This is a genomic window from Streptomyces sp. NPDC058646 (assembly GCF_042716875.1).
Lineage (GTDB): Bacteria > Actinomycetota > Actinomycetes > Streptomycetales > Streptomycetaceae > Streptomyces.
This window is the reverse complement of the sequence record NZ_JBHXRK010000021.1, coordinates 74,911-98,111: the sequence shown is the minus strand read 5'-3', so window position 1 is coordinate 98,111 and position 23,201 is coordinate 74,911. Positions and strand designations below refer to the sequence as shown.

Below are 23,201 nucleotides of genomic sequence, written 5' to 3'. Positions count from 1 at the left end.
CGCGGTACGGGCCCGGTGCGGGACCGCCCGGTGCGCGATGCCCGCCTCCGGGAGCCCCGCGGCGGGACGGGCCCAGCGGGGCAGGCCCAGCGAGGCGACCCCATGGGGGACGGGCCCGGTGCGGAATCGCCCCATGCGGGACCGCACGCTGCGGGACGGCCGCCTCGCACGGGACCGCCCGATGCGGGGTGCCCGCCTCACACGGCCCCGCCTTCGCGCGGGCCACCCCGCGGGCCAGCCCCCGCTCGGGCCACCCCGCGGGCCCGCCTCCCCGCGGGCCAGCCTCCGCGCGGGCCTCCCCGCCGGGGCCAGCCGCCCGTGAGGTCGCCCCGGTGGTCGGGCGGCGACCAGGGGCGGTCAAGGGGTCGGGGTGGGTACGGGTGGGGCGGGGGGTGTCGTGGGGGTGGGGGTGGGCTGGGGCTGGGGGGTCGGGCGGGCCGAGGCGATGACGGCCCAGAGGACCCAGACGAGGGCCACGAGCGCCCGTACCCAGGCGGGGCTCAGCGGGGTCCAGGGGATCATCAGGACGGCTTTGTCGAAGGCGTCGAGCAGGGTGAGGCCGGCCAGCAGCAGGCTCAGGCGTGCGAACCAGGGGCGGCTCGGGCGCAGGGCGAGGCCGACGCCCGTCCACCACACGCCCAGCAGGAGCAGGGCCAGTGCGGGGACGGCCGTCGCGGTCAGGGGGGTCGTGGAGCCCGCCACGTCGAGGGCCAGCCCCGCCAGGCCCAGCACGGAGGCGGCCGTGCCCAGGCGGGAGCCGCGCAGGCGGCGCGCCCACAGGACGCCGCCGACCAGGAGCAGGACCGCGGCGACGGCCAGCGCGATCTGGGTCTCGACCCGCTCCAGGCCCCGGGCCCCGTACCAGTCGCAGCCGGCCGGGAGCTTGCGCGCCTGCACGCTGTAGTCGGCGCAGACCAGGAGCTGGACGAGCTTCACCGGTTCGCCGACCAGGCGGGCCGACGCCCCGGAGACCGCGCCGCGGCGCTCGCCGCACTGCGGCAGCGTGCCGGGGCTGGAGCCGCCGGGCCCGTCCTGCCAGCAGTTTCCGCGGCCCTGTCCGTCCCACCACACGTCCATGCCGTTCGGCCGGGACGCGCCGGACCTGTCCTTGCCCATGACGTTCCCGGCGTACCGGTTGTGGTGGGAGGTGTCCGCCTGCTTCGACCAGGCCTCCTCGCCGCGGATGAAGGCGGGGACGGCGCTGAGGTAGAAGCCGGCGCGCCGGTGCCCGTACACCCAGTTGTCCTCGTACAGGTTCCAGTTGCCGCCCGCGGTGATGATGCCGGTGCCCGGCGGCATGGAGATCTGCGGGCAGACGACGCCCCGCTCGTAGCCCCGCTCGACGGGCGGCTTGGCGCAGGTGCCGTCGGCGACGTACTTGTAGTAGTCCTGGTTGTTGTCGTGGATCAGGTTCCGTTCGAACTTGGCGTGGTTCTGCGGGAGCCCGGGATGTCCCGGGAAGGCGCTGTCCATCGAGGCGCCGCCCATGTTCTGGTCGAACTCGTTGTCGTGCACCCACACCGAGTCGCCCGCGGTGCCGGAGTAGCCGACCATGTTGTGGTGGCTGCGGCAGCCGGTGATCTCGATGGAGTAGCGCGGGACCTCGTAGCCGCGGCCGTTGTTGATGTCGGAGGCGCTGCCGGGGTAGATGCCGGAGTCGCCGTTCCCGTACGACTCGCAGTTCTTGTACAGGCCGTGGTCGCTGGCGAAGGTCAGGAAGCCGTACTCGTCGTTCCACCGGGTCAGTACGTCGTCGATGACGAAGCCGTCGCCCGCCAGGACGTACAGGGAGTTGAAGGTGGTGCGCTGCGCGGTGAAGTTGCGGAAGTAGATGCCGTTCGACCGGTCGGCGCGGATGCCGTTCAGCTTCTGGTACTTGGCGTCGACGACCACGTCCTGCCTGCTGGCTCCGGTGCCCTCGATCTGCAGGTTCGTCTTGCCGAGGATCGCGACGAGGTTCTGGTTGTGGCGGCACTGGACCTGCTGCTCGTAGCTGAGGATCTGGTAGCCCAGCGAGGAGCTGGGGGCCTTCAGCGACGCGCACTCCCCCGCCGGGGGCGGCAGCGAGGGCTCTTCCTCGTACAGGCCGGGGAGGATCGCGATGTTCATCCCGGGACGGTCGACGGCGTCGACGGCCTCCTGGAGGTGGCGGTAGCCGCTCTTCTCGCACCGCTCGTACAGGGCGAGGTTGCGCTGCCTGAGGTCGTCCGGGAAAGCGGATATCCGGCGTTCGAAGGCGGCCCGGTCGGTCTTGCAGACCACGAGGTCGGGCTCCCCGGTGCGGTACTCGGGCACGGATCCGGAGCCGTCCGGGAAGGTGACGGGGCGCTCCTCGTGCGCGCGGGCGGCGGGCGCGGCGGCGAGGAGGGACAGGAGGGCTAGCAGGGCGGCGAGGAGCGCCACCCCCAGGATTCGTCCGGGGGTACTCCCGGGCACGGCAGGGAACCTGCGGGTCCACGACATGCGCGAGAGAGTAGAGCAATGTTCATCTTTTGTGATCCCCCTCTGCACGAATCCGCGCCGGCCCCGCCCACCGACCGCCGGGCAGCCCGCCCGGACAGCCCGCGCGGCCGGCCCGCCCGGCCCGCGAAATCGGCCAGGCGGCCGGGAGCGGCCGTTGACGCGAGGGGCCGCGGAATCCTACTGTCAGCCATAGGATTCCTTCGACGGAGCGGGAGCAGCGATGAGCGAGCAGCAGGCCGACGGCATCGAGCAGGCCAGGAAGACGGCGGAGGCACTGGAGTACCTCACCGGCTTCGGCAACGAGCACAGCTCGGAGGCCGTCCCTGGTGCACTGCCGCTCGGCCGGAACTCGCCCCAGCGCGCCCCCCTCGGCCTCTACGCCGAGCAGCTGAGCGGCAGCGCCTTCACCGAGCCCCGCAGCCGCAACCGCCGCTCCTGGCTCTACCGGATCCACCCCTCCGCCGCGCACCCGCCCTTCACCCGGACGGACAACGGGAACCTGCGCACCGCGCCCTTCACCGAAGTCCCCGCCGACCCGAACCGGCTGCGCTGGAACCCGCTGCCCGACCCCGCCCCCGGCACCGACTTCCTGGCCGGCCTGTGGACCCTCGGCGGCAACGGCGACGCGGCGCAGCGCACCGGCATGGCCATCCACCTCTACGCCGCCAATGCCCCGATGACGGACCGGGTGTTCAGTGACTCCGACGGCGAGCTGCTGATCGTCCCCGAGCGCGGCGGACTGCTCCTGCGCACCGAGCTCGGCCTCCTCGCCGCCCGCCCGGGCGAGGTGGCGCTGATCCCCCGCGGCGTCCGCTTCCGCGTGGAGCTCCTCGACGCCGACGCCCGCGGCTACGTCTGCGAGAACTACGGCCAGCCCTTCGAGCTGCCCGACCTGGGTCCGATCGGCGCCAACGGCCTCGCCGCCGCGCGGGACTTCCAGGCCCCGGTGGCTGCGTACGAGGACCCGGGCGCGGACGGACGGCCGACCGAGGTGGTCAACAAGTTCTGCGGCAACCTCTGGTCCGCCACCTACGACCACAGCCCGCTCGACGTGGTCGCCTGGCACGGCAGCCACGTGCCGTACGTCTACGACATGCGGCGCTTCAACGTGCTGGGCAGCATCAGCTACGACCACCCCGACCCGTCGATCTTCACCGTGCTGACCTCGCCCTCCGACACCCCGGGGCTGGCGGGCGTGGACTTCGTGGTCTTCGCCCCGCGCTGGCTGGTCGGCGAGGACACCTTCCGCCCGCCGTACTTCCACCGCAACGTCATGAGCGAGTACATGGGCCTGATCGAAGGGGCCTACGACGCCAAGGCGGAGGGCTTCGTCCCCGGCGGCGGCTCGCTGCACAACATGATGTCCGCGCACGGCCCGGACCGGGAGACCTTCGACCGGGCGAGCGCCGCCGAGCTGAAGCCACAGAAGATCGACGACGGCCTGGCCTTCATGTTCGAGACGCGGTGGCCGATCACCGCCACCGCCCAGGCCGCCGCGGCGGACCACCTCCAGCAGGCGTACGACGATGTCTGGCAGGGGCTCGAGCGCCATTTCCGCCCCTGACCTGCGCCGCGTACGCGGCTACGCTGCGTGCGACGCCGCACGTCGTCCCCGTCCAGCCGTTCGGAGAACCCAGCCGTGACCGCCTTCGCCCCCGATTCCCTGGTGCTGAACCGGAAGCTGCCGCTCTGGTACCAGGTGTCGCAGTCGCTGCGCGCCTCGATACTCGGGCGCACTCCGGACGCCTCGCTGCGCCTGCCCACCGAGGAGCAGCTCGCCGAGCACTACGGGGTCAGCGTGCTGACCATGCGGCAGGCGCTGAAGGAGCTGGAGGGCGAGGGGCTGATCAGCCGGCACCGTCGGCGCGGCACCTTCATCGAGCCGGGGGCGCGGCGCGGCACCCCGGTCCGGCTGCTGGGCTCGGTCGACGCGATCGTGGCCCAGCAGTCGGGCGACCGTACGACGGTTCTCGGGCGTGCGCGGACGACCGTGGCCGGGGAGCTGCTGGAGCACTTCCCGGACACGTCCGAAGTGGTCACGTACCGGCGGCTCCGGCACGACCGGGAGAGCGGCGAGCCGACCAACTGGGCCGAGAACGCGGTGCTTCCCGAGTTCGCCGACTCGGTGGACCTGGCCGATCTCGAACGGTGGCCGATGACCAAGGTGCTGCGGGACGTCGTGGGGGTGCGGATCAGCCGGATCACGGACACGGTGGAGGCCAGGCTCGCCGACCCGGAGACGGCCGAGCTGCTCCGGGTCCCCCTGCTCAGCCCGATCCTCCACTACACGGGCGTGACCTACGACGAGGACGGGAGGGTGGTGGACGTGGCGCGGATCCGCTATCGCGGAGACCGGTTCTCCTTCACGGTGACCGTCGAAGCCCACTGACGGACGCCGAAGCCCGCCGACGGACGCCGAAGCTCGCCGACGACGCCGACGCCCGCTGACGGCCACAGCGGCGGGCCGGGCCGCCCGCGGCCGTGGCGGTGACGGGCACGGTGACGGCCCCGCCGCGGTTCGGGGCTACTTCTTGCCCTCCTCCTCCGCGCCGCGCTCGCCTTCCGCCTGGGAGGGGGTGGTCCGCATCGTCTGGGGGTGCGTCTGCTTCTTCTGGACCTCGTCCATGTCCTCGTCGAGCCGCTCGCCCTCGGCCTGCGACGGAGTCGAGTATTCGTCGTACTGACTCATGGCCGTCTCCTCGGTCGATGGTACGTATGCGTACATAAGGAGCGTAGCCCTTCGGCCTGTGCGCAGCCCGGCCACCCGGGCCCGTCGCTACCATCTGCCGGGTGAGCGCTGACACGCCGATGCCGGACCTGCTGCTGGACGATCTGATGCCCTGGGCCGTGGGCGGGCTGCGCCTGGGCCGCGACTGGGTGGCCGCGCCCGATCCGGCCGCCCTGCGCGCCCGCTGGGCGGCCCTGACCGCCGCCGAAGGGGCCGAGCGGGAGCGGCTGTTCCGCCCGAGCCGGAGCCGTACGCCCGCCGCCGGGGCGGCGGCGCTGCCGGGCCAGCGCTCGGGTACGGCCCGGTTCGCCGACGAGCCGGGCCCCTGCCCCGATCCCGTACGGGTGCTCCGCGAACCCTTCGACGAGCAGTGGCTGCTGCCGGACCAGCGGCTCATCGACAGCGCCCGCCCGGAGCTGTGGCGGGTGCGGGACGAGCACCAGCTGTTCCTGGTCGAGACGCCGGACCTGCTGGTCACCGCACACCTGCCGGCCGGGCGGCTGGGCCGGGTCCGCCCGCTGCACCGGCGCCCCGGGGGCGCCGAGCCGAACCTCGCGCCCGGCCTGCTGACGCTGCTGGGCGAGCGCTACGGCGGCTGGGTCACCCCCGAGGACGTGCTGTGCTGGGTCCTCGCGGCGGGCCGCCCGGGGCCGCGGGGCCACGAGGTCCCCCTCACCGCCGATCCGGGGCGCTGGCGGGCCGGGCTGGAGCTGGGGCACCGCCTGCTCACCGTGCAGGTGCGCGGGGGCCGCGGGGGTGAGCCGCCGCGGCTGCCCGGCGGGCGCCGCCCGTACGTGCGGTCGGCGGTCCCGGCGTGGCCGCACGAGCTGTCGTACGACGCCGGGACCGAGTCGCTGCACCTCGGCGGCGGGACCCTCTCCCCCGTCCCGGCCGGCGCCTGGGAGTTCGAGGTGCAGGGCGTGAGGGTGCTCGACGCCTGGTTCGCCGCCCGCACCGCGCACCGCCGGCCCGGGACGGACGGGCTGGAGGCGCTGGGCCCGGCTGCATGGCCGCAGGGCTGGACCTCGGAGCTGCTGGCCCTGGTCACGACCCTGGCGCTGCTGGCGGACCTGGCCCCGGAGCGGGCCGCGTTCGAGCCGGGCCCGCTCCTGCCGGGGGCGGAGCTGCGCGCGGCCGGGGTGCTGCCGGCGCCGCGCTGGGCCCGCCGCCCGGCTTCGGTGCTGGACCACCAGGAGGAGGGCCCGGGCGGGCAGTTCGCGCTCCTCTGAGCCGCCGGGCGACGCGGGGTCCGGCCCGGCCCGGCGGCCACCCCCGGCACGGCACGGCCGGCGCCACGTGTCCTACGCGCCCCAGGCTCCCAGCAGCCGGGCCATCGAGCGGTCGAAGGCCGCGGCCAGTTCCGGCCCCGCCTCGGTGATCGGGGCGGGGCCGCCCGTCAGGGCCGCCGTCAGCAGCGGGTACTGCCCGGTGGCCAGCTGCGACCCGATCCATGCCGCCCGTACGCCCCGTTCCTGGGCCGCGGACCAGGGCAGCGCCCGGGCGCGCTCGGCGAGGGCCAGCTCGCCCGACACGTAGGTCGCCACCGCGCCGTTGACCGCGGCGACCAGCTCCAGTTTCTCGCCGTCGGGCACGTCCAGCGGCAGCAGGCAGTCCAGGCTGTGCTCCAGATAGCGCAGGGCGTTGGGGCCGAAGCCGTAGACGGGGCTCAGCAGCCGGGGCAGCCAGGGGTGGCGGTGCATCAGCTCCCGCGTCTGGTGGGCGAGGGCGAGCAGGTCGGCGCGCCAGTCGCCGGTCGGCGGGGTCAGCTCGTACTCCCCGCTGACCGCGTCGACCATCAGCTCGTACAGGTCCTCCTTGCGCGGGACGTAGTTGTACAGGGACATCGTCCCGGCGCCGATCCCGGCCGCGACCCTCCGCATGGAGGCGGCCTCGATCCCCTCCGCGTCGGCGATCCGCACCGCCTCGGCGGCGATCGACTCGCGGCTGTGCGCGGGCCGGGGTCCGCGTCCGGCCCGGTGCGGGCGGGCCCAGATCACTTCGGGTTCAGCGGGGCGCCCGCTGGGTGTCATCGCTCATCACCTCGTCCGTCTTGCCTCCATCCTAGTTACGTACACCGTACGTAGTGAGGTAGGGTGCCGCTCATGACTACTACGTACGCTGTACTTAGTGAAGGTCTGGAGAAGACCTACGGGGAGGTCCACGCACTGCGGGGCCTCGACCTCGCCGTTCCCGAGGGCACGGTCTGCGGGCTCCTCGGCCCCAACGGCGCGGGCAAGACCACCGCCGTCCGGATCTTCACCACCCTCGCCACCCCCACCGGCGGCCGCGCCCTCGTGAGCGGGCACGACGTCACCCGGGAACCGGCGGTCGTCCGCCGGGCCATCGGCGCCACCGGCCAGTACGCCTCCGTCGACGGGGACCTGACCGGCCGTGAGAACCTCCGGCTCTTCGCCCGCCTCTCCGGGCTGCGCGGCGCCGCGGGCCGGGCCCGCGCCGACGAACTGCTGGAGCGGTTCGGGCTCGCCGAGGCCGCCGACCGGGTGGCCTCGACCTGGTCGGGCGGTATGCGCCGGCGCCTCGACCTGGCCGCCGGACTGACCACCCGCCCCCGCGTGCTGTTCCTCGACGAGCCCACCACCGGGCTCGACCCGGCGGCCCGCGAGCACATCTGGACGGCGGTGCGCGCACTCGCCGAGGAGGGCACCACCGTGCTGCTCACCACCCAGTACCTGGAGGAGGCCGACCGGCTCGCCGACGAGATCGTGGTGGTGGACGGCGGCCGGGCCGCCGCCACCGGCACCCCGGCCGAGCTGAAGGCCCGGATCGGCGCCCGCGCCGAGGTCGCCGTCGCCGGACGCGAAGCCCTCGCGGGCGCCGCCGTGGTGCTCGACCGGCTCACCGGGGGCCGGCCGGCCCTGGACGAGGACGCGCTCACCGTGGCCGTGACCGTGCTCGACGCCGGGCTCACCCTGCCCCGGATCATCCGCGAGCTCGACACCCACGGGGTCCCGGTCACCGACGCGAGCCTGCGCCCGCCGACCCTCGACGAGGTGTTCCTCCGCCTCACCCGGGTCGGCCGGGCCGGTCCCGACGACAAGGAGTTCGCCGCATGAACACCCTGCTGTACGACGGAGGAGCGGTCTTCACCCGCCAGCTCCAGAAGGCCCGGCACGCTCCGGCCCTGCTGATCCTCACCCAGACCATGCCGATCATGATGCTGCTGTTCTTCGGCTACGTGTTCGGCAGTGCGCTCGCCATGCCGGGCTCGCAGTACCGCGAGTTCCTCGTCCCCGGGCTGCTCGCCGCCACCGCCGCGAACGGCCTGATGACCGGCCTGTTCACCGCCGCACAGGACGCCCACCGCGGGGTCATGGACCGCTTCCGGACCCTGCCGATGAGCCGGACCGCGGTCCCGCTGGGGCAGACCGCGGCCGACCTGCTGACCACGTCCCTGTCGATGGTGCCGCTGATGCTGGTGGGGCTGGCCATGGGCTGGCGGATCGAGAACGGGCTGCCCGGGGCGCTGGGCGCGCTCGGCGTGCTGCTGCTGTTCCGCTTCGCCACCGCCTGGGTGGGCACCTACCTCGGCCTGCTGAGCCGGAGCGAGGAGGCGGCGGGCCAGCTGGGCGGCGCCACCTTCGTCCTGCCGATGCTGTCCAGCGCGTACCTGCCGACGGCCGGGCTGCCCGGGTGGCTGCGTACGGTCGCCGAGTGGAACCCGATCAGTGCCGTCGCCACCGCGGTCCGCGAGCTGTGCGGGAACGCCGGGGCCGAAGCGGCGGCGGGGGCCGCCTGGCCCGCCGCGCACCCGGTCGCGGGGGCGCTGCTCTGGTCGGTGCTCCTCCTCGCGCTCTTCGTTCCGCTGGCCACCCACAGGTTCGCGCGCGGCCAGGACTGAGCGGGGCCGGGACCGCACCCGGGGGACGTCCGCGGCCCCGGGGTGGTGACAGAACGGGGTCCGAGCAGGTAGGCACGCGTCATGAACCACGACGCGCACCAGCCCGAACCCCTCCCGCTCGCCGGCATCACGGTCGTCTCCGTCGAACAGGCCGTCTCGGCCCCCTTCGCCACCCGTCAGCTCGCCGACCTCGGCGCTCGGGTGATCAAGGTCGAGCGGCCGGACGGGGGCGACTTCGCGCGCGCCTACGACACCGCCGCGCAGGGTCTCGCCTCGCATTTCGTGTGGGCCAACCGCGGCAAGGAGTCGATCGCGCTCGACCTGAAGGACCCGCGCGGCCGGGAGGTCCTGCACGGTCTGCTGGCGGACGCCGACGTCTTCGTCCAGAACCTCGCGCACGGCGCCGCCGCCCGTCTGGGCCTCGACTCGGCCGTGCTGTGCGGGCGTTACCCGCGGCTGATCGCCGTGGACGTCTCCGGCTACGGCCCCGAGGGCCCGTACGCCCACAAGCGCGCGTACGACATGCTCGTCCAGTGCGAGGCCGGGCTGGTCTCGGTCACCGGGACGCCCGACGAGCCCGTCAAGGCCGGCATCCCGGCCGCGGACATCGCGGCCGCCATGTACGCCTTCTCGGGGGTCCTCGCGGCCCTGCTGCGGCGCGGTACGACCGGGCGCGGGGGCAGGGTGGAGGTGTCCATGCTGGACGCGCTCGCCGAGTGGATGGGCCATCCGCTGCACCACACGATGCACGGGGGCGAACAGCCCGCGCGCACCGGTCTCGCCCACGCCGTCATCGCGCCCTACGACGCCTACGCGACGGCCGACGGGGACCGGGTGCTGCTGTCCGTGCAGAACGACCGCGAGTGGCGGCGGCTGGCGGAGCGGGTGCTGGAACGGCCGGAGCTGGCCGGTGACCCCGCGTACGGGACGAACGCCGCGCGCACCGCCCACCGGGAGCAGACCGACGCGGTGGTCGCGGAGGCGCTGGGCGGGCTGACGGCGGACGAGGCGATCGGGAGGCTGGAGCAGGCGGGCATCGCCTGCGCCCGGCTGAACCCGGTGAGCCGGCTGGCCGGACATCCGCAGCTGGCGGCCCGGGACCGCTGGCGGGAGGTGGGTTCACCGGTGGGTCCGCTGCGGGCCCTGCTGCCGCCGATCGGGCTGCCGGGTGGTGCGGCACCGCGGATGGGTGCGGTGCCGGCACTCGGGGAACACACCGAGGCCCTGCTGCGCGCCCTGGGGATGACGGGCGCGCAGATCGCGGACCTGCGCCGGGACGGTGTCGTCGCGTAGAGGGTGCCGGAGGGCGGACGGTCGCGGTACGGGGGACGGTTACGAGCGGCGGCTGCCGAAGAGCGTGCGACGCAGACGCCGCAGCGGCGCGAAGAGCGATACGCGCGCGCTCCGGCTCCGCAGACGGTGCGTGTGGTCGCGGGAGGTCAGCTCGCGCATCAGCAGCGTCGCCTCGGCGGTCTCGCCGTGCGGCAGGGCGGGACCGCCCAGCACGGCGAGGTGGCGGTCGAGGCGCGAGCTGGTCGCACTGCTTCCGCACGTGATGGCAGGCACGCGAGGCGGCCTGCTGCGCATTGCTATCTGTTCCATGTTCTCTCCCCACCCGTACGAGGGCACCCGGCCCGGGCAGGTTAACCCTATCGCCCCCGCGTCGCGCTCGGGTATCCCGGTGGTGTGAATTACCCCTGTGGCGACGGGGGTTGACGATTACTCAGCGGAGTCGACCGTCACTCTCCGCACAGATGGGCCGCGTTCGGGGGCCTTCATGCCGAGTCGTGTCGCACCAGGGGTCACTTCGCACGCACTGCGCTAACTTGAAGTGATCGCCCGGTAACACAAGGACGCACAGGGGGGTCGCGTGAGTGGGAACGCGGGTGGCGGGGGCGGGAATTCAAGCGCCGGTCATGTCATCTCGGGCCGTTACCGGCTGCTGGAGCCGATCGGACGCGGCGGCATGGGCATCGTGTGGCGCGCCCGGGACGAGGTGCTGGCCCGCGAGGTGGCCGTGAAGGAGGTACGGGCGCCCGCCGGCCTGGAGGCCGCCGAACTGCAGCGGCTGTACCGGCGGCTGGAGCGCGAGGCCTGGGCTGCGGCCCGGGTCTCGCACCGCGGGGTCGTCACGGTCTACGACGTGGCCTCCGAGGACGGCCGGCCCTGGATCGTGATGGAGCTGGTCCGGGGGCTCTCGCTGGCCGACGTCCTGGAGGCCGAGGGGCGGCTCAGCCCGCAGCGGGCCGCACACCTCGGGGAGCAGGTGCTGGCCGCGCTGCGGTCGGCGCACGAGGCGGGGGTGCTGCACCGGGACGTCAAGCCGGGCAACGTGCTGATCGCCAACGACGGACGGGTGGTGCTGAGCGACTTCGGGATCGCGAGCCTGGAGGGTTCCTCGGCGATCACCATGACGGGCGAGGTGCTCGGCTCCCCCGAATTCCTGGCGCCGGAGCAGGCATGGGGACAGGAACCGGGGGCCGGGTCGGACCTGTGGGCGCTCGGGGTGATGCTGTACGCGGCCGTCGAGGGGAGCACGCCCTTCCGCCGGGACACCCCGCTGGCCACGCTGCGGGCGGTGATGGAAGCGGAGCTGCCCCGCCCGCGCCGGGCCGGGCCGCTGGAACCGGTCCTGGAGGGCCTGCTGCGCAAGGACCCGGCCGAGCGGCTGCCCGCGGCGGAGGCGGCCCGGATGCTGCGGGTGATCGGCGCGGGCGGGACGGCGCGGGCCCCGGGCGGCGAGGGGGTGCCGGGCCCGGACACGACAGCGGTGACGGCGCGCCACGGACACGGGCCGCGCGACGGGGCGGCGCGCGCCGGGGCGGGAGCACGGGGGGCGCACGGGTCTCCGTACGGGGAGCCCGCTCCGCCGCGGCCGGTGCCTGCGCGGGGGCGGGCCGGGCTGGTGCTGACGGCCGGGATCGTCTTCCTGCTGCTGGCCCTGGCCGCGCTGGCCTGGCTGCTGCTCAAGGACCGCGGGGCCGGGGACGACGGCCGCGGCGGCGGCCCGGCGGGGACGGCGACGGACTCCCGGACGGCGGGCTCCACGGGTCCGGGCCCGTCCGCCTCGGGCCCGGCGCCGGGGCAGGGGACGCCGTCGGCTGCTCCCGGGCAGCAGGTCCTCGCGTACGTGGATGCCGTACGGACCTCCTACACCGGGATCTGCCCGCCGCCCCCGGAGCGGGCGCCGGCCTTCACGGCCACCGTCGAGGTGGAGCGGGTCCCGGCCGTGCTGGAGTACCGCTGGGCCACCCGGAGCGGGAAGACCTCCGGACCCGGCTGGCAGTCCGTCACCTACGGGACGGGCGGGCCGCGGAGCCGGCGGCTGGAGCACACGGAGCTGACGCACGTCCCGGAGCGGGCCTTCGACGACGCGGTCCGGCTGGAGGTGCGGGGTCCGGCGGAGGTGGCCACCCAGTGGGTCGGGATCTCCGTGACCTGCGAGGAGGAGACCCCGACGGGCGGGGCCTCCTCCCCCGGTGCGAGTACGTCCGCGAGCGCCTCGCCCGGCACGTCCGCGAGCGTGTCCCCGGACGCGTCGCCCGGCGCGTCCCCGGGCGAGTCGCCGGACCCGCCGCCGGCGGGTCCGGCGGGGGCCGCCTGACGGCCCCCGCCGGTGCGTCCCCCGGAACGGTCGGGCCGGTCAGGCGGCGTTGGTGAAGGCCGGCAGGTAGCCGCCGGACTGTCCGGCGGCGGTCGGGTGGTAGGACTCGCCGATGTTGAGCCAGTTGACGCTGTGCAGCCACGGGGCGCCGGAGCAGATCTCGTGCCCCGTGAAGGCACCGGCGACCGAGGCGAAGGTGAAGCCGTGGTCGGCGGCGCGCTTGGCGATGGCGGTGTTGAGGTGGTCGGCGGCGCCGTTGATGGCGGCGCGCTCCCCCTCGGTCAGGCCGGTGGTGCAGGTGCCGTTCAGCTTGTAGAAGCGGGGATAGCCGATGACGACGACGCGGGCGTTGGGCGACCGGCTGTCGATGGCGTCGTAGACCTGGTCGAGCCGGCCGGGGAGGGTCGTGTCGACGTAGGCCTTGGCCTGGTTGACGCGGTTGACGCAGGTGGACTCGGACTGGAGCACACAGGTCGTCATGACGTCGGCGAAACCGGCGTCGTTGCCGCCGACGGTGATGCTGACCAGGTCGGTGCCGGAGTTCAGCGGGCCGAGCTGGCCGGAGAGGACATCACCGGTACGGGCGCCCGAGCAGGCGGTGAAGGAGAAGGTCTGCGGGGAGTGTGCGGCGGCCCACAGGGCCGGGTACGCGCGGCTGGTGCGTTTGCAGTTGCCGCTCGCGCTGTCGTAGTTGCCGGCGCCGACGCCGGAGGAGTACGAGTCACCGAGGGCGACGTAGCCGAAGTCGGCCTGGGCGGCGGCCGCCTGACCGGCGCCGAACAGGGCGGCGCCCGCGGCGAGTAACAGGGAGGAGGTCAAAGCTGCGAAGCGCGACAGTCTCATGCTCATGTGTGCGGCTCCTTGTGGGGGTTACTCCTGAGTCCGTGGTACAAGCAGCCGGGCCTGGCCGGAAGTGTCCATGCCAAGAATGTTCCGGGCAGATCACCGCGGGAATCTTCACGACCAGTGCGTTTGAAGGGGGAAACACGGGCATCCGATCCGGCGAAACACGGGTGCGTCGGGGCATTGCGTGCCGGATCATGGGCGCCATGCCAGCCAACCCGCATGACGCGCTGCCGATCCGGCTCAACGTCGACGACAGCGACTCACCGTCGGACGTCGTCGACGCGCTGTTCCTCGGCCGGTTCGCGTCCGGCGAACAGCCGTACTCGCACAGCGTGACCATCGAGCGGGTGAAGCCGGAGTCGACCCTCCTGCCGCCCGGATCCACCGTGCTGCGCTCCGCGCGCGACACCGACCGCAGCGCCACCCTGGCCGAGGGCGAGGGCTGGACGATGCTCGTCTCCCGGTGGAACCGGGGCGCCGATGTCACCGTGACGGCGGTGAGCGACGAACTCGCCGCCGAGGTCCTCGGCCGGGCCACGGAGGGGGTGCAGGACGAACCCGAACCCCAGCCGGAGAACGTCACGATGGGCTTCTGGTACGTCTCCCCGCGCCGCGGCCCGTACCGGACGACCCGCCAGATCGCGGCGGGCACCTGGCCGGAGGTGCGGCCCAACTACACCGCGCCGGTGGCCGGGGCGATGGACCGGCTGATGAAGGTGACGCCCGACGACATCGCGGGACGGCTGCTCCTGCTGCACGGCCCGCCCGGTACGGGGAAGACCTCCGCCCTGCGCACGCTGGCCCGGTCCTGGCGGAACTGGTGCCAGGTGGACTGCGTACTGGACCCGGAGCGGCTGTTCAACGACGTGGGCTACCTGATGGACATCGCGATCGGCGAGGACGAGGGCACGGCTAAGGGCCGCTGGCGGCTGCTGCTGCTGGAGGACTGCGACGAGCTCATCCGCGGCGAGGCCCGCCACACGGCCGGGCAGGCGCTGTCCCGGCTGCTGAACCTGACGGACGGTCTGCTCGGACAGGGCCGCAACGTCCTGGTCGGCGTCACGACCAACGAGGACCTGGAGCGCCTGCACCCGGCGGTGGTCCGGCCGGGCCGCTGCCTGGCCCGCATCGAGGTCGGCCGGCTCACGCACCCCGAGGCGGTGGACTGGCTGGGCACGGACGAGGGCGTCCCCCGCGAGGGGGCCACCCTGGCGGAGCTGTTCGCCCTGCGCCGCGGCACGGGCCCGGCGGCGGTCCTCCCGCTCCAGCCGCACTCTCCCGAGGCGGGTCTCTACCTGTAACTGCCGGGCCGGACCCGGGGGTGGCGGCCGGGGCCGCGGGCCCGGCGCCCGGGCCGGGCAGCCCGGGCGCCGGCCGGACCCGCGGTGGCTGGTGCCGCGCGGTGCCGACCGGCCGCGGGGGCTACTCGGCGGCGTACCGGGCCCGGAGTGCTTCGGTGGCGGCGGCAAGGGCCTCGGCCTGCGTCAGGCCCAGCCGGCGGGCCCGCTCCGCGAACGCCTGTGCGGCGGAGGCCGCTTCGCGAGCCGGGCCCTCGCCGGTCGCCGCGACGAACGTCCCGTGCCGGCCCCGCGTCTCGATCACCCCGTCGCCCTCCAGCGCCCGGTAGGCCTTCGCGACGGTGTTGGCCGCGAGCCCCAGTTCCTCCGCCAGCCCGCGTACCGTGGGCAGTTTGAAGCCCGCGGGCAGCTTCCCCGACCGGGCCCGGTCCGCGATCTGCGCGCGCAGCTGTTCGTACGGGGCGGCCGAACCGGCCGAGCCGTCGATGGTGATCTTCAGGTTCGTCGAGGTCACCTGGCCGATTGTCCCCCATCGCCGTCAATCGGGAGGCGCCCGGACCGGTCCCGCCCGTAGCGTCGCCCCCATGCCCCTTCTCGTTCGCGAGCTGCGCCCGGGCGACCCTCCAGACACGGAGGCCGTCGTACGGGTGCGCCGCGCCGCACTCCCCTTCATGAGCGCCACCTCCCGGGGGGGCCTTCGCGCCGGCGGCCTGCTGCCGGCCGCGGCCGAGGAGCACCCCGCCGGTCCGCGCACAGCGGGTTCGGCTACGAGATCTGCGCGACCGGGACGCGCTGCACGAAGAAACCGGAGGCAGTGTGAACGGCTCACCCCTGACCGTCGTCCTGACCAAGGCGGGACGCACGAAGATCCGGTACCCGGCGGTGCAGGTGGCCGACGACGGCGACCGGATCTCCGTACGCGCCCCCTGGGCGGCCGAGGGCGTACGGGACTTCGGCTTCGTGCGCTTCGAGCCGGGCGACGTGTTCGTCGAGCACTTCTGGCGGACCCGCTGGTACGCGGTCAAGGAGGTGTGGACCGGCGACGGCGTCCTGAAGGGCTGGTACTGCGACGTGACCCGACCCGCGGTGGTACGGGCCGGGGAGATCCTGGTGGAGGACCTGGACCTCGACCTGTGGGTGTCGGCGGACGGCACCTCCGTACTGCGGCTGGACGAGGACGAGTTCGCCGCGAGCGGCCTCGCCACCAGCGACCCGGAGGCCGCCGGCCAGGCCGTACGCGCCCTCGACGCCCTGGACGAACAGGCCCACACGCCGGCCGGCCTGTCCGCGCTGCTGCCCTGAACCCTCTGCCGGTCCCTCACCAGGAGCCCGCACCGGAGCCCGGGGAGCCGTTCTGCCTGTGGGCCCGCTTAGCGCTTCCTTAAGCGGAGCCTAAAGATCCCTTCCTGGGGGCCGAACCCGGTGGGACGGGGGGTCCGGGCGGTTAGCTTGGCGGGGCCAGGGAGGGCCGGAGGCGGCGCCGGAGCCCACGGGGGGCGGCGCTGCACAGCCCGGTTCCACTGGCGCAACCCTGCCTTGCGCCCGAAGGAGATCCACCCATGCCCGCACGCAGCACCGCCACCGCCCGTACCCTGACCCGGATCGCCGCCGCCGGCCTCGCCCCGCTCGCGGTGGCCGCGTACGCAGCCGTTCCCGCGGCCGCCCACGGTTCGATGACGGACCCGGTCAGCCGGGTGGCGGCGTGCTACGCGGAAGGGCCGGAGTCCCCGCAGTCGGCGGCCTGCAAGGCGGCGGTGAAGGAGAGCGGGTCGCAGGCGTTCTACGACTGGAACGCGGTGAACATCGCCAACGCGGCCGGCAACCACCGGGCGCTCATCCCCAACGGCCAGCTCTGCTCGGCGGGCAACGACAAGTACCGCGGCCTCGACCTGGCCCGCGGCGACTGGCCGGCCAGCCCGATGACGGCGGGCGCACACACCTTCCGCTACAAGGGGACCGCACCCCACAAGGGGTCCTTCGAGCTGTACGTGACGAAGGACGGCTACGACCCGGCGAAGCCGCTGAAGTGGTCGGACCTGGAGCCCGCACCGTTCGCGAAGGCCACCGACCCGGGCATGCAGGGCGGTGACTACGTCTTCTCCGGCACGGTCCCGAACAAGTCGGGCCGCCACCTCATCTACAGCATCTGGCAGCGCTCGGACAGCCCGGAGGCCTTCTACACCTGCTCGGACGTGGTCTTCGGCAAGGACAGCGGCAGCGGCGGAAGCGGGAACGGGAGCGGCGGCGGGACGGGCGCCGAGCCGAGCACCGGCACCGGCACCGGTGCCACGCCCGGGGCGAAGCCGTCCGGGAAGCCCTCCGCGAAGCCGTCCGAGAAGCCCGCCGCGCCGCCGGCCAAGGTCCCGACGGACCAGCAGATCGCCGACGGTGCGGACAAGTCCAGCGTGGAGCACAACGGCCACGGCGACAACGACCCGAAGACGAACGGCGCCTCCGGCGCTCCGGTCCCCGTCGCGGCAGCCCCCTCGGGCTCGTCCGACCCGTCGGACAACCTGGCGCAGACGGGCGGCAGCGGCGCCACCCCGGCGATCGCGATCACCGGAGCGGGCGCCCTGGCCGTCGGCGCGGCGGTGCTGTTCGGCATCGCCCGCCGCCGTGCGACCGGGGGCGCTTCCCGGCGGTAGGCGGGAAGCGCCGCCGCGGGCGCCGGCCCGACGGCCCCGGACCGCCTGCGCGTCAGTCGAAGACGGATGCGCAGGTGGTCCGTTCGGCGTGCGCCGGGTCGAGGGCGTTGAGCGCCTCGTGCCAGGCGATCCGGTCGGTGAGCCCGATGGCCACGTGCTCGGAGAAGTCCAGGACGCACAGGTCCTGGAGGACGACGTTGCGTACGTCGGGTCCGCTGAGGAACTGGCTCTGGTACGGCGTGACCACTTGGTCGTACCTGGTCGCGATCACCGTGTACTTCACGCCGGGCACGGTGTCCCCGCCCGCGTTCAGTTTGTTCTGGAAGGCGGATCCGGCGATCTGGTCGGCGAGGCCCGGGGTCGCGGTGCTGATCAGGTGCTCGGCTCCGGGGAAGTACGGGAGGAGCTTGGTGAAACCGAGCAGGTCGGTGCCGTGGTTGTCGGGGGCGAGTCCGATCAGGGCGTTGACCTTGGGGGCGCCGCCGAGGAACTTCAGGTAGTAGCGCGGCATCATGCCGCCCTGGGAGTGCCCGATGATGTCGGTCTCGGCCGAGCCGGTGGCGGCGAGCACCTTGTCCACGAAGACGTCGAGCTGTTCGGCGGACTTGTCGATGGGGCCGAGCCCGTGGAAGAAGGGCACGCCGGGCAGTTGCCCGTAGTCGAGCGAGTAGACGCAGTACCCGCGGTGCACGAGGTACGGCGCGAGGCCGAGCCAGTTGTCCACGGAGTTCCCGAAGGTGCCGTGCACGAGGACGACGGGCCTCGGGTGTGCGGCGGACGGTTTGCAGGACCAGTTGTTCCAGCCGCTGCTGGGTGCGGACGCGGCCTGCGCGGTGCCGGTGGGGGCGACGAGCGCGGCGGCGGTGAGGGCGAGGACGGCCAGCTGGCGGAGCAGGCGTCTCCAGGGCAGCATCGTGTGATCTCCTTGCGGTTGCGACTCAAGGGGATGGAGCGTGGGGGTTTCATCCCGTGATCCGGATCACAAGGGGTGCTGCTGCCGCTAAATTACGGGTGAGTAGTAAGTCTGGGAAGTTACGCGTCGGTAAAAAACTCACGTGTCGACCGGGACCCTGCTACGCCGCGAGCGTGCCGCGGGCGATGACGTGGGGTCCGAAGCGTGCGCGGACCCGGTCCGTCACGGCCTCCAGGCGGCGGGCCTTCTCGTCCTCCGGGTCGAAGCTGAGCTGCCGGACCGCCCGGTCGGCCGCGGTCAGGTCCTCGGCCCGCAAGGACAGCGCACGGACCCGGGCCCGCTGGAGTCCCAGCCCGGCGTAGAGGGCGTAGGCCGTGGCGGTCAACGCGGCGGAGTGCGCGGTGGGTTCGGGCAGGGTGCGGGTCCGGGTGAGCGTGGTGCGGTCGGCGCAGCGGACGGTGAGCGAGAGGGCGCGGCAGACCTGCCCCGGCCCCGACCCCGGCGTACGGAGCCTCGCGCCGAGCTCCTCGGTCAGCGAGAGCAGGGCCCGCCGGTGCTGTACGGGGTCCAGCTCGTCCCGGTCGAAGGGCCGCTCGGCGGCGATGGACCGGGCGGCCGCGCCCGGCTGGACGGGGGTCCGGTCGATGCCCAGGGCGCGTTCGTGCACCTCGCGGCCGAGCCGGGCGCCGAGGATCCGGCGCAGGGCGGCGGGCGGGGCGGCGGCGACCTTGCCGACGGAGTCGAGGCCGTACGAGCACAGGGTGCGGGCGGCCTTGGGGCCGACGCCGTCGAGGGCGCCGACGGGCCTGCGCGCCAGGAACTCGCGTACGGCGGCGGGCTCGTCGGGCACCACCAGGGTGCCCCCGGGCCGGGCCGTGCGGGCGGCCGCCCGGGCCAGCATGGGGTTGCCCGCGACGCCGACGGTGCAGTCGACGCCGTACAGGGCAAGGGCCCGGACCCGGACCACGGCGGCCAGCCGGGCTGCATCGCACCCGAAGTACCGCAGTGCGCCGCGGACTTCGGCGAGGGCGGTCTCGGGCGGCAGGGCCTGCACGGCCGGCGTGAGTCCGCCGAGCAGCGCGAGCACCCCGGCGTACTGCTCCGCGCCGAGCGGTCCGCCGTCCGCGGGGTGCATCCGCAGACAGGCCACGACCCGCTCCGGCCCACCCGCCCCCGCAACCGGGAGCAGACCCGACACCGGAGCCGGAGCCGGGGCCGGAGCCGGTCCCGTCGCCGTTTTCCCGGCGGAGGTCATCCCGCGCTCCCCGGGCTGGAGTGCCACAGCTTGCGGCCGGTCGCGGGGCCCTCGCCCGGCGGCTGCAGGTCGGCCCAGGGGTTCAGCTCGTACCCCGTGGAGAGGCGGATCCGGCGGCCGGCCCCCGCCGCGCCGGCGTCGGCCCCGGCCCCGCCGGCGTCCCCGCCTCCGTTCCGGGCCGCCCCGGCACCGCCGCCGCCGGAGGCCAGCCGGGAGGCGACCGCGTCCAGGCCGCCCGACGCCCGCAGTTCCACCAGTTCCGCCAGGTTCCAGGCCGCCGCCCCGACCACGCTCAGGCTCTGCGGGCCCCGCCGCTGCACGACTCCCCGTACCAGCAGCAGGAAGGAGTGGAAGACGGTGTGCGCGCAGGCCTCGTGGCTGTCGTCGAAGAAGGCGAGGTCGACCAGGCCCGTCCCGTCGTCCAGCGTGGTGAAGACGACCCGCTTCCCGGAGCGGATCGGCGGGGTCTGGGTGGCCGCCTTGGCGCCCGCGACCAGCACCGTCCGCCCGTGCTCGACGTCCCGCAGCCGCCGCGCCGGGATCACCCCCAGCTCGGCCAGGAAGGCGTGGTGGTCCTCCATCAGGTGTCGTGAGGTGTCCATCCCGAGCACCCCCAGTTCGGCGCTGAGCCGTTCCGTGTCGGTCAGGTCGGGCAGCCCGACGGGAGCCGTGGAACGGCCTCCCTCCAGGGGGAGTTGGGCGGCGCCGCGCACCCCGGCGGCCCGCTGCGCGCCGTGCAGTTCCGTCAGGTGCAGGAGCAGGTCGCGCCGGTTGGCGCCGAAGGCGTCCAGCGCCCCCACCTGGGCGAGGCGTTCGGCCACCGGCCGGCCCGGGTGCGCACGGTCCCAGAAGTCGCGCAGGGACGCGTACGGCCGTCCGGCCTCGATCCGGCCCGCCTCGGCCTCGCTGATGCCGTGGACGTCGGACAGCCCCAGGCGCAGGCCCCACACCCGAGGTGCATCGGACACCAGTTCGATACGATGGTCCGCCGCCGACCGGTTCACGTCCAGCGGGAGCACCGGGACGCCCCGCCTCCGCGCGTCCGCCAGCAGCAGCCGCTTGGGGTACATCCCCGGGTCGTGGGTGAGCAGGCCGGCGTAGAAGGCCGCCGGGTGGTGCGCCTTCAGCCACGCCGACTGGTACGTCGGCACCGCGAAGGCCACCGCGTGCGCCTTGCAGAAGCCGTAGCTGCCGAAGGCCTCCACGATCTCCCAGGTCCGGCCGATCACCTCCAGCGGATAGCCGCGCTCGCCCGCCTTCGCCGCGAACCAGACCTTGATCCGTCCCTGCGACTGCGGGTCGGACAGTCCGCGCCGCACCCGGTCCGCCTCGTCCCGCCCGCAGCCGGTCATGACGTTCACGATCTCGATGATCTGCTCGTGGAAGACCACCACCCCGTACGTCTCGCGCAGCGCGTCGGCCAGGTCCGGGTGCGGGAAGCGCACCGGCGCCCGCCCGTGCCGGGCCTCGATGAAGGGCCGCACCATGTCGGCGGCCACCGGCCCCGGCCGGAACAGTGAGATGTCGACGACCAGGTCGTCGAAGGTCGACGGCTGGAGCCGTCCCACCAGGTCGCGCTGGCCCGGCGACTCGATCTGGAAGCAGCCCAGCGTCTCGGCGGAGCGGATCAGCGCGTACGTGGCCCGGTCGCCCGGCGGCACCTGCGCCGGGTCGTCCAGGTCGAGCTCCTCCCCCGTACCGCGCCGGATCTCCGCGACCGCGTGCGCCATCGCGGACTGCATGCGCACGCCCAGCACGTCGAGTTTGAGCAATCCGAGCTCCTCCACGTCGTCCTTGTCGAACTGGGACATGGGGAAGCCCTCGCCACTGGTGGGCACCACCGGCGTACGGGCGAGCAGCGAGGCGTCGGAGAGCAGCACCCCGCACGGGTGCATGGCGGTACCGCGCGGCAGCGCGTCCAGCGCCTCGACGAGCTCCCACAGCCTCCCGTACGACTCCCCCCGTACGTCGCGCAGTTCGGGCAGCTCCTCCAGCGCGGCGCGGGCGTCGCGGGCCCGGATGTGCGGGAAGGCCTTGGCGAGCCGGTCGACGGCGGCCGGGTCCATGGACAGGGCTGCGCCGGCGTCGCGGATGGCGTGCCGGACCCGGTAGGTCTCGGGCATGGACACGGTGGCGACGCGCTCGGCCCCGAACCGGCCGATGATCCGCCGGTAGACCTCCAGGCGCCGGGCGGACTCCACGTCGATGTCGATGTCGGGCAGGACGTGCCGGCGCTTGGACAGGAAGCGCTCCATCAGCAGGCCGTGCGCGACGGGGTCGGCGTGCGCGATGCCGAGCAGGTGGTTGACGAGGGAGCCCGCCCCGGAGCCGCGGGCGGCCACCCGGATCCCCATCTCCCGTACGTCGTCCACTACTTGAGCTACCGTCAGGAAGTATGAGGCGTAGCCGTGGTAGGCGATGATGTCGAGCTCGTGGTGCATCCGCTCCCAGTACGCCCGGTCGTCCGCGTAGCCGCGCAGCACCATGCCCGCCGAGGCGCGGGAGGCGAGGACGCGCTGGGCGCTGCGGTGGGCGGCGCCGACGAGTCGGGCCTCGGGGAAGTGCACGGAGCCCATGCCGAGGTCGTCCTCGGGGTCCACCGCGCAGGCCTCGGCCGTACGCCGGGTCTCCGCGAGGAGCCGGCGGGCGTCGGCGGGCCGCTGCCCTGCCGCCCGGGCGATCCGGTCGGCGGCCTCGGCCATGGCTCCGGGGTCCTTGAGCCAGCGTTCGCCGCTGTCGAGGGGGCCGCGGGGGTCGATGGGGACCAGGCGGCGGGCCGCGTCGAGGATGTCGGCGACCGGGCCCTGCCCGGGGTCGGCGTACCGGACGGCGTTGGTCAGCACGGCCGGGACGCCCTGCTCGGCGGCGAAGCCGACGGTGCGGGCGGCCAGTCGGAGCGAGCCGGGGCCGGTGCCGGTCCGGCCGTGGTGGACGGCCTCCAGGCGCAGGGATGCACCGAAGACCTCCCGCCAGGGCGCGAGCAGCCGGGCGGCCCGGTCGGGGCGGCCCGCGGCGAGCGCCCGGACCGGCTCGGAGCCCGGCCCGAGCAGGACGAAGACGCCCTCTCCGCGCAGGTCGCCCCAGGACAGCACGGGCTGCCCGGACCCGGACCCGGACCCGGCGTGGGCGGCGGTGACCATCCGGCACAGCTCGGCCCATCCCGCGGCCCCGTCGCGGGCCAGGAAGACGGCGCGCGGGGCGGACTCGTCGATGAAGGCCCCGCCCTTGACGGGGCTGCGCCGCCGGTACGAGGCCTCGGCGGAACCGCCGGGACCGGAGACGGACCCCGCCGGACCGGACCCTGCCGGACCGGATCCTGCGGAACCGGGGCCGGGGCCGGTGCTCCCCGGACCTGCCGAGTCCGCCGCGGACGGCACGGCCAGGTCCACCCCGAACAGCGGCCTGATCCCGGCCTCCGCACACGCCTTCGCGAACCGCACCGCGCCCGCCAGGGTGTCGCGGTCGGTCAGGGCGAGGGCGTCCATGCCCCGCTCCGCGGCGCGCTCCGCCAGCCGTTCCGGGTGCGAGCCTCCGTAGCGCACGGAGAACCCCGAAACGGTGTGCAGATGCGTAAAACCAGGCACCCGCGG

19 protein-coding genes are annotated in these 23,201 nt (G+C 74.3%); 10 read left to right on the top strand and 9 right to left on the bottom strand.

Annotated features, from left to right (window positions below; all coding sequences use genetic code 11):
* Positions 1-357: 357 nt before the first annotated feature.
* Complete coding sequence (locus ACFWUZ_RS24765; protein WP_384376818.1) at positions 358-2,463, bottom strand: right-handed parallel beta-helix repeat-containing protein; 2,106 nt, start codon at positions 2,461-2,463, stop codon at positions 358-360.
* A gap of 220 nt (positions 2,464-2,683) precedes the next feature.
* Between ACFWUZ_RS24765 and hmgA the strand changes: the two genes are divergently transcribed.
* A complete protein-coding gene (gene hmgA / locus ACFWUZ_RS24760; RefSeq protein ID WP_384376815.1) occupies positions 2,684-4,027 on the top strand; it encodes a homogentisate 1,2-dioxygenase in 1,344 nt (447 codons plus the stop codon).
* Positions 4,028-4,102: 75 nt separating this feature from the next.
* Complete coding sequence (locus tag ACFWUZ_RS24755) at positions 4,103-4,852, top strand: GntR family transcriptional regulator (protein WP_384376812.1); 750 nt, start codon at positions 4,103-4,105, stop codon at positions 4,850-4,852.
* Between the two features lie 135 nt (positions 4,853-4,987).
* Here ACFWUZ_RS24755 and ACFWUZ_RS24750 read toward each other — a convergent pair whose 3' ends face one another.
* Positions 4,988-5,152, bottom strand: coding sequence for a hypothetical protein (locus tag ACFWUZ_RS24750; protein ID WP_384376809.1), 165 nt, complete (start codon positions 5,150-5,152; stop codon positions 4,988-4,990).
* Positions 5,153-5,271: 119 nt separating this feature from the next.
* Here ACFWUZ_RS24750 and ACFWUZ_RS24745 point away from each other — a divergent pair, with 119 nt between their 5' ends.
* Positions 5,272-6,420, top strand: coding sequence for a type ISP restriction/modification enzyme (locus ACFWUZ_RS24745; protein ID WP_384376992.1), 1,149 nt, complete (start codon positions 5,272-5,274; stop codon positions 6,418-6,420).
* Positions 6,421-6,492: 72 nt separating this feature from the next.
* Here ACFWUZ_RS24745 and ACFWUZ_RS24740 read toward each other — a convergent pair whose 3' ends face one another.
* Positions 6,493-7,221, bottom strand: a complete 729-nt coding sequence (locus tag ACFWUZ_RS24740) for a TetR/AcrR family transcriptional regulator (protein ID WP_384376806.1) — start codon at positions 7,219-7,221, stop codon at positions 6,493-6,495.
* Positions 7,222-7,293: 72 nt separating this feature from the next.
* On the opposite strand from ACFWUZ_RS24740, the gene ACFWUZ_RS24735 reads away from it, so the two are divergent.
* The 3 genes from ACFWUZ_RS24735 to ACFWUZ_RS24725 all read left to right on the top strand — a co-directional run bounded on the left by ACFWUZ_RS24735 (position 7,294) and on the right by ACFWUZ_RS24725 (position 10,343).
* Positions 7,294-8,265, top strand: coding sequence for an ATP-binding cassette domain-containing protein (locus tag ACFWUZ_RS24735; protein ID WP_384376803.1), 972 nt, complete (start codon positions 7,294-7,296; stop codon positions 8,263-8,265).
* Complete coding sequence (locus tag ACFWUZ_RS24730) at positions 8,262-9,050, top strand: ABC transporter permease (RefSeq protein WP_384376800.1); 789 nt, start codon at positions 8,262-8,264, stop codon at positions 9,048-9,050. The genes ACFWUZ_RS24735 and ACFWUZ_RS24730 overlap by 4 nt, the downstream gene beginning before the upstream one ends.
* 81 nt (positions 9,051-9,131) lie before the next feature.
* Positions 9,132-10,343 (top strand): CaiB/BaiF CoA transferase family protein, encoded by a 1,212-nt coding sequence (locus ACFWUZ_RS24725; protein ID WP_384376797.1) that lies wholly within the window; start codon positions 9,132-9,134, stop codon positions 10,341-10,343.
* A gap of 39 nt (positions 10,344-10,382) precedes the next feature.
* Here the strand turns inward: ACFWUZ_RS24725 and ACFWUZ_RS24720 are convergent, their stop codons facing one another.
* Positions 10,383-10,652 carry a hypothetical protein gene (locus ACFWUZ_RS24720; protein WP_384376793.1) on the bottom strand — a complete coding sequence of 90 codons (270 nt, stop codon included), beginning with the start codon at positions 10,650-10,652 and terminating at the stop codon, positions 10,383-10,385.
* A gap of 364 nt (positions 10,653-11,016) precedes the next feature.
* Here ACFWUZ_RS24720 and ACFWUZ_RS24715 point away from each other — a divergent pair, with 364 nt between their 5' ends.
* Complete coding sequence (locus ACFWUZ_RS24715) at positions 11,017-12,654, top strand: serine/threonine-protein kinase (RefSeq protein ID WP_384376790.1); 1,638 nt, start codon at positions 11,017-11,019, stop codon at positions 12,652-12,654.
* 39 nt (positions 12,655-12,693) lie between these two features.
* Here the strand turns inward: ACFWUZ_RS24715 and ACFWUZ_RS24710 are convergent, their stop codons facing one another.
* Complete coding sequence (locus ACFWUZ_RS24710) at positions 12,694-13,497, bottom strand: SGNH/GDSL hydrolase family protein (RefSeq protein ID WP_384376989.1); 804 nt, start codon at positions 13,495-13,497, stop codon at positions 12,694-12,696.
* A 206-nt stretch (positions 13,498-13,703) separates the two neighbouring features.
* On the opposite strand from ACFWUZ_RS24710, the gene ACFWUZ_RS24705 reads away from it, so the two are divergent.
* Positions 13,704-14,801: a DUF5925 domain-containing protein gene (locus tag ACFWUZ_RS24705; RefSeq protein ID WP_384376787.1), complete on the top strand. Its 1,098-nt coding sequence runs from the start codon at positions 13,704-13,706 to the stop codon at positions 14,799-14,801.
* Between the two features lie 121 nt (positions 14,802-14,922).
* Here ACFWUZ_RS24705 and ACFWUZ_RS24700 read toward each other — a convergent pair whose 3' ends face one another.
* Positions 14,923-15,312: a GntR family transcriptional regulator gene (locus ACFWUZ_RS24700; RefSeq protein ID WP_384376784.1), complete on the bottom strand. Its 390-nt coding sequence runs from the start codon at positions 15,310-15,312 to the stop codon at positions 14,923-14,925.
* A gap of 302 nt (positions 15,313-15,614) precedes the next feature.
* On the opposite strand from ACFWUZ_RS24700, the gene ACFWUZ_RS24695 reads away from it, so the two are divergent.
* A complete protein-coding gene (locus tag ACFWUZ_RS24695; protein ID WP_384376781.1) occupies positions 15,615-16,100 on the top strand; it encodes a DUF402 domain-containing protein in 486 nt (161 codons plus the stop codon).
* Between the two features lie 257 nt (positions 16,101-16,357).
* On the top strand, positions 16,358-17,443 hold the full coding sequence (locus tag ACFWUZ_RS24690; RefSeq protein WP_384376778.1) for a lytic polysaccharide monooxygenase: 1,086 nt from the start codon (positions 16,358-16,360) through the stop codon (positions 17,441-17,443).
* A 52-nt stretch (positions 17,444-17,495) separates the two neighbouring features.
* Here ACFWUZ_RS24690 and ACFWUZ_RS24685 read toward each other — a convergent pair whose 3' ends face one another.
* The 3 genes from ACFWUZ_RS24685 to ACFWUZ_RS24675 form a co-directional block, all read right to left on the bottom strand.
* Entirely contained in the window at positions 17,496-18,356 is an 861-nt protein-coding gene (locus ACFWUZ_RS24685; RefSeq protein WP_384376775.1) for an esterase/lipase family protein, read from the bottom strand.
* A gap of 160 nt (positions 18,357-18,516) precedes the next feature.
* Positions 18,517-19,491 carry a hypothetical protein gene (locus ACFWUZ_RS24680; protein ID WP_384376986.1) on the bottom strand — a complete coding sequence of 325 codons (975 nt, stop codon included), beginning with the start codon at positions 19,489-19,491 and terminating at the stop codon, positions 18,517-18,519.
* A 116-nt stretch (positions 19,492-19,607) separates the two neighbouring features.
* Positions 19,608-23,195 carry a DNA polymerase III subunit alpha gene (locus tag ACFWUZ_RS24675; protein WP_384376773.1) on the bottom strand — a complete coding sequence of 1,196 codons (3,588 nt, stop codon included), beginning with the start codon at positions 23,193-23,195 and terminating at the stop codon, positions 19,608-19,610.
* Between the last annotated feature and the right edge of the window lie 6 nt (positions 23,196-23,201).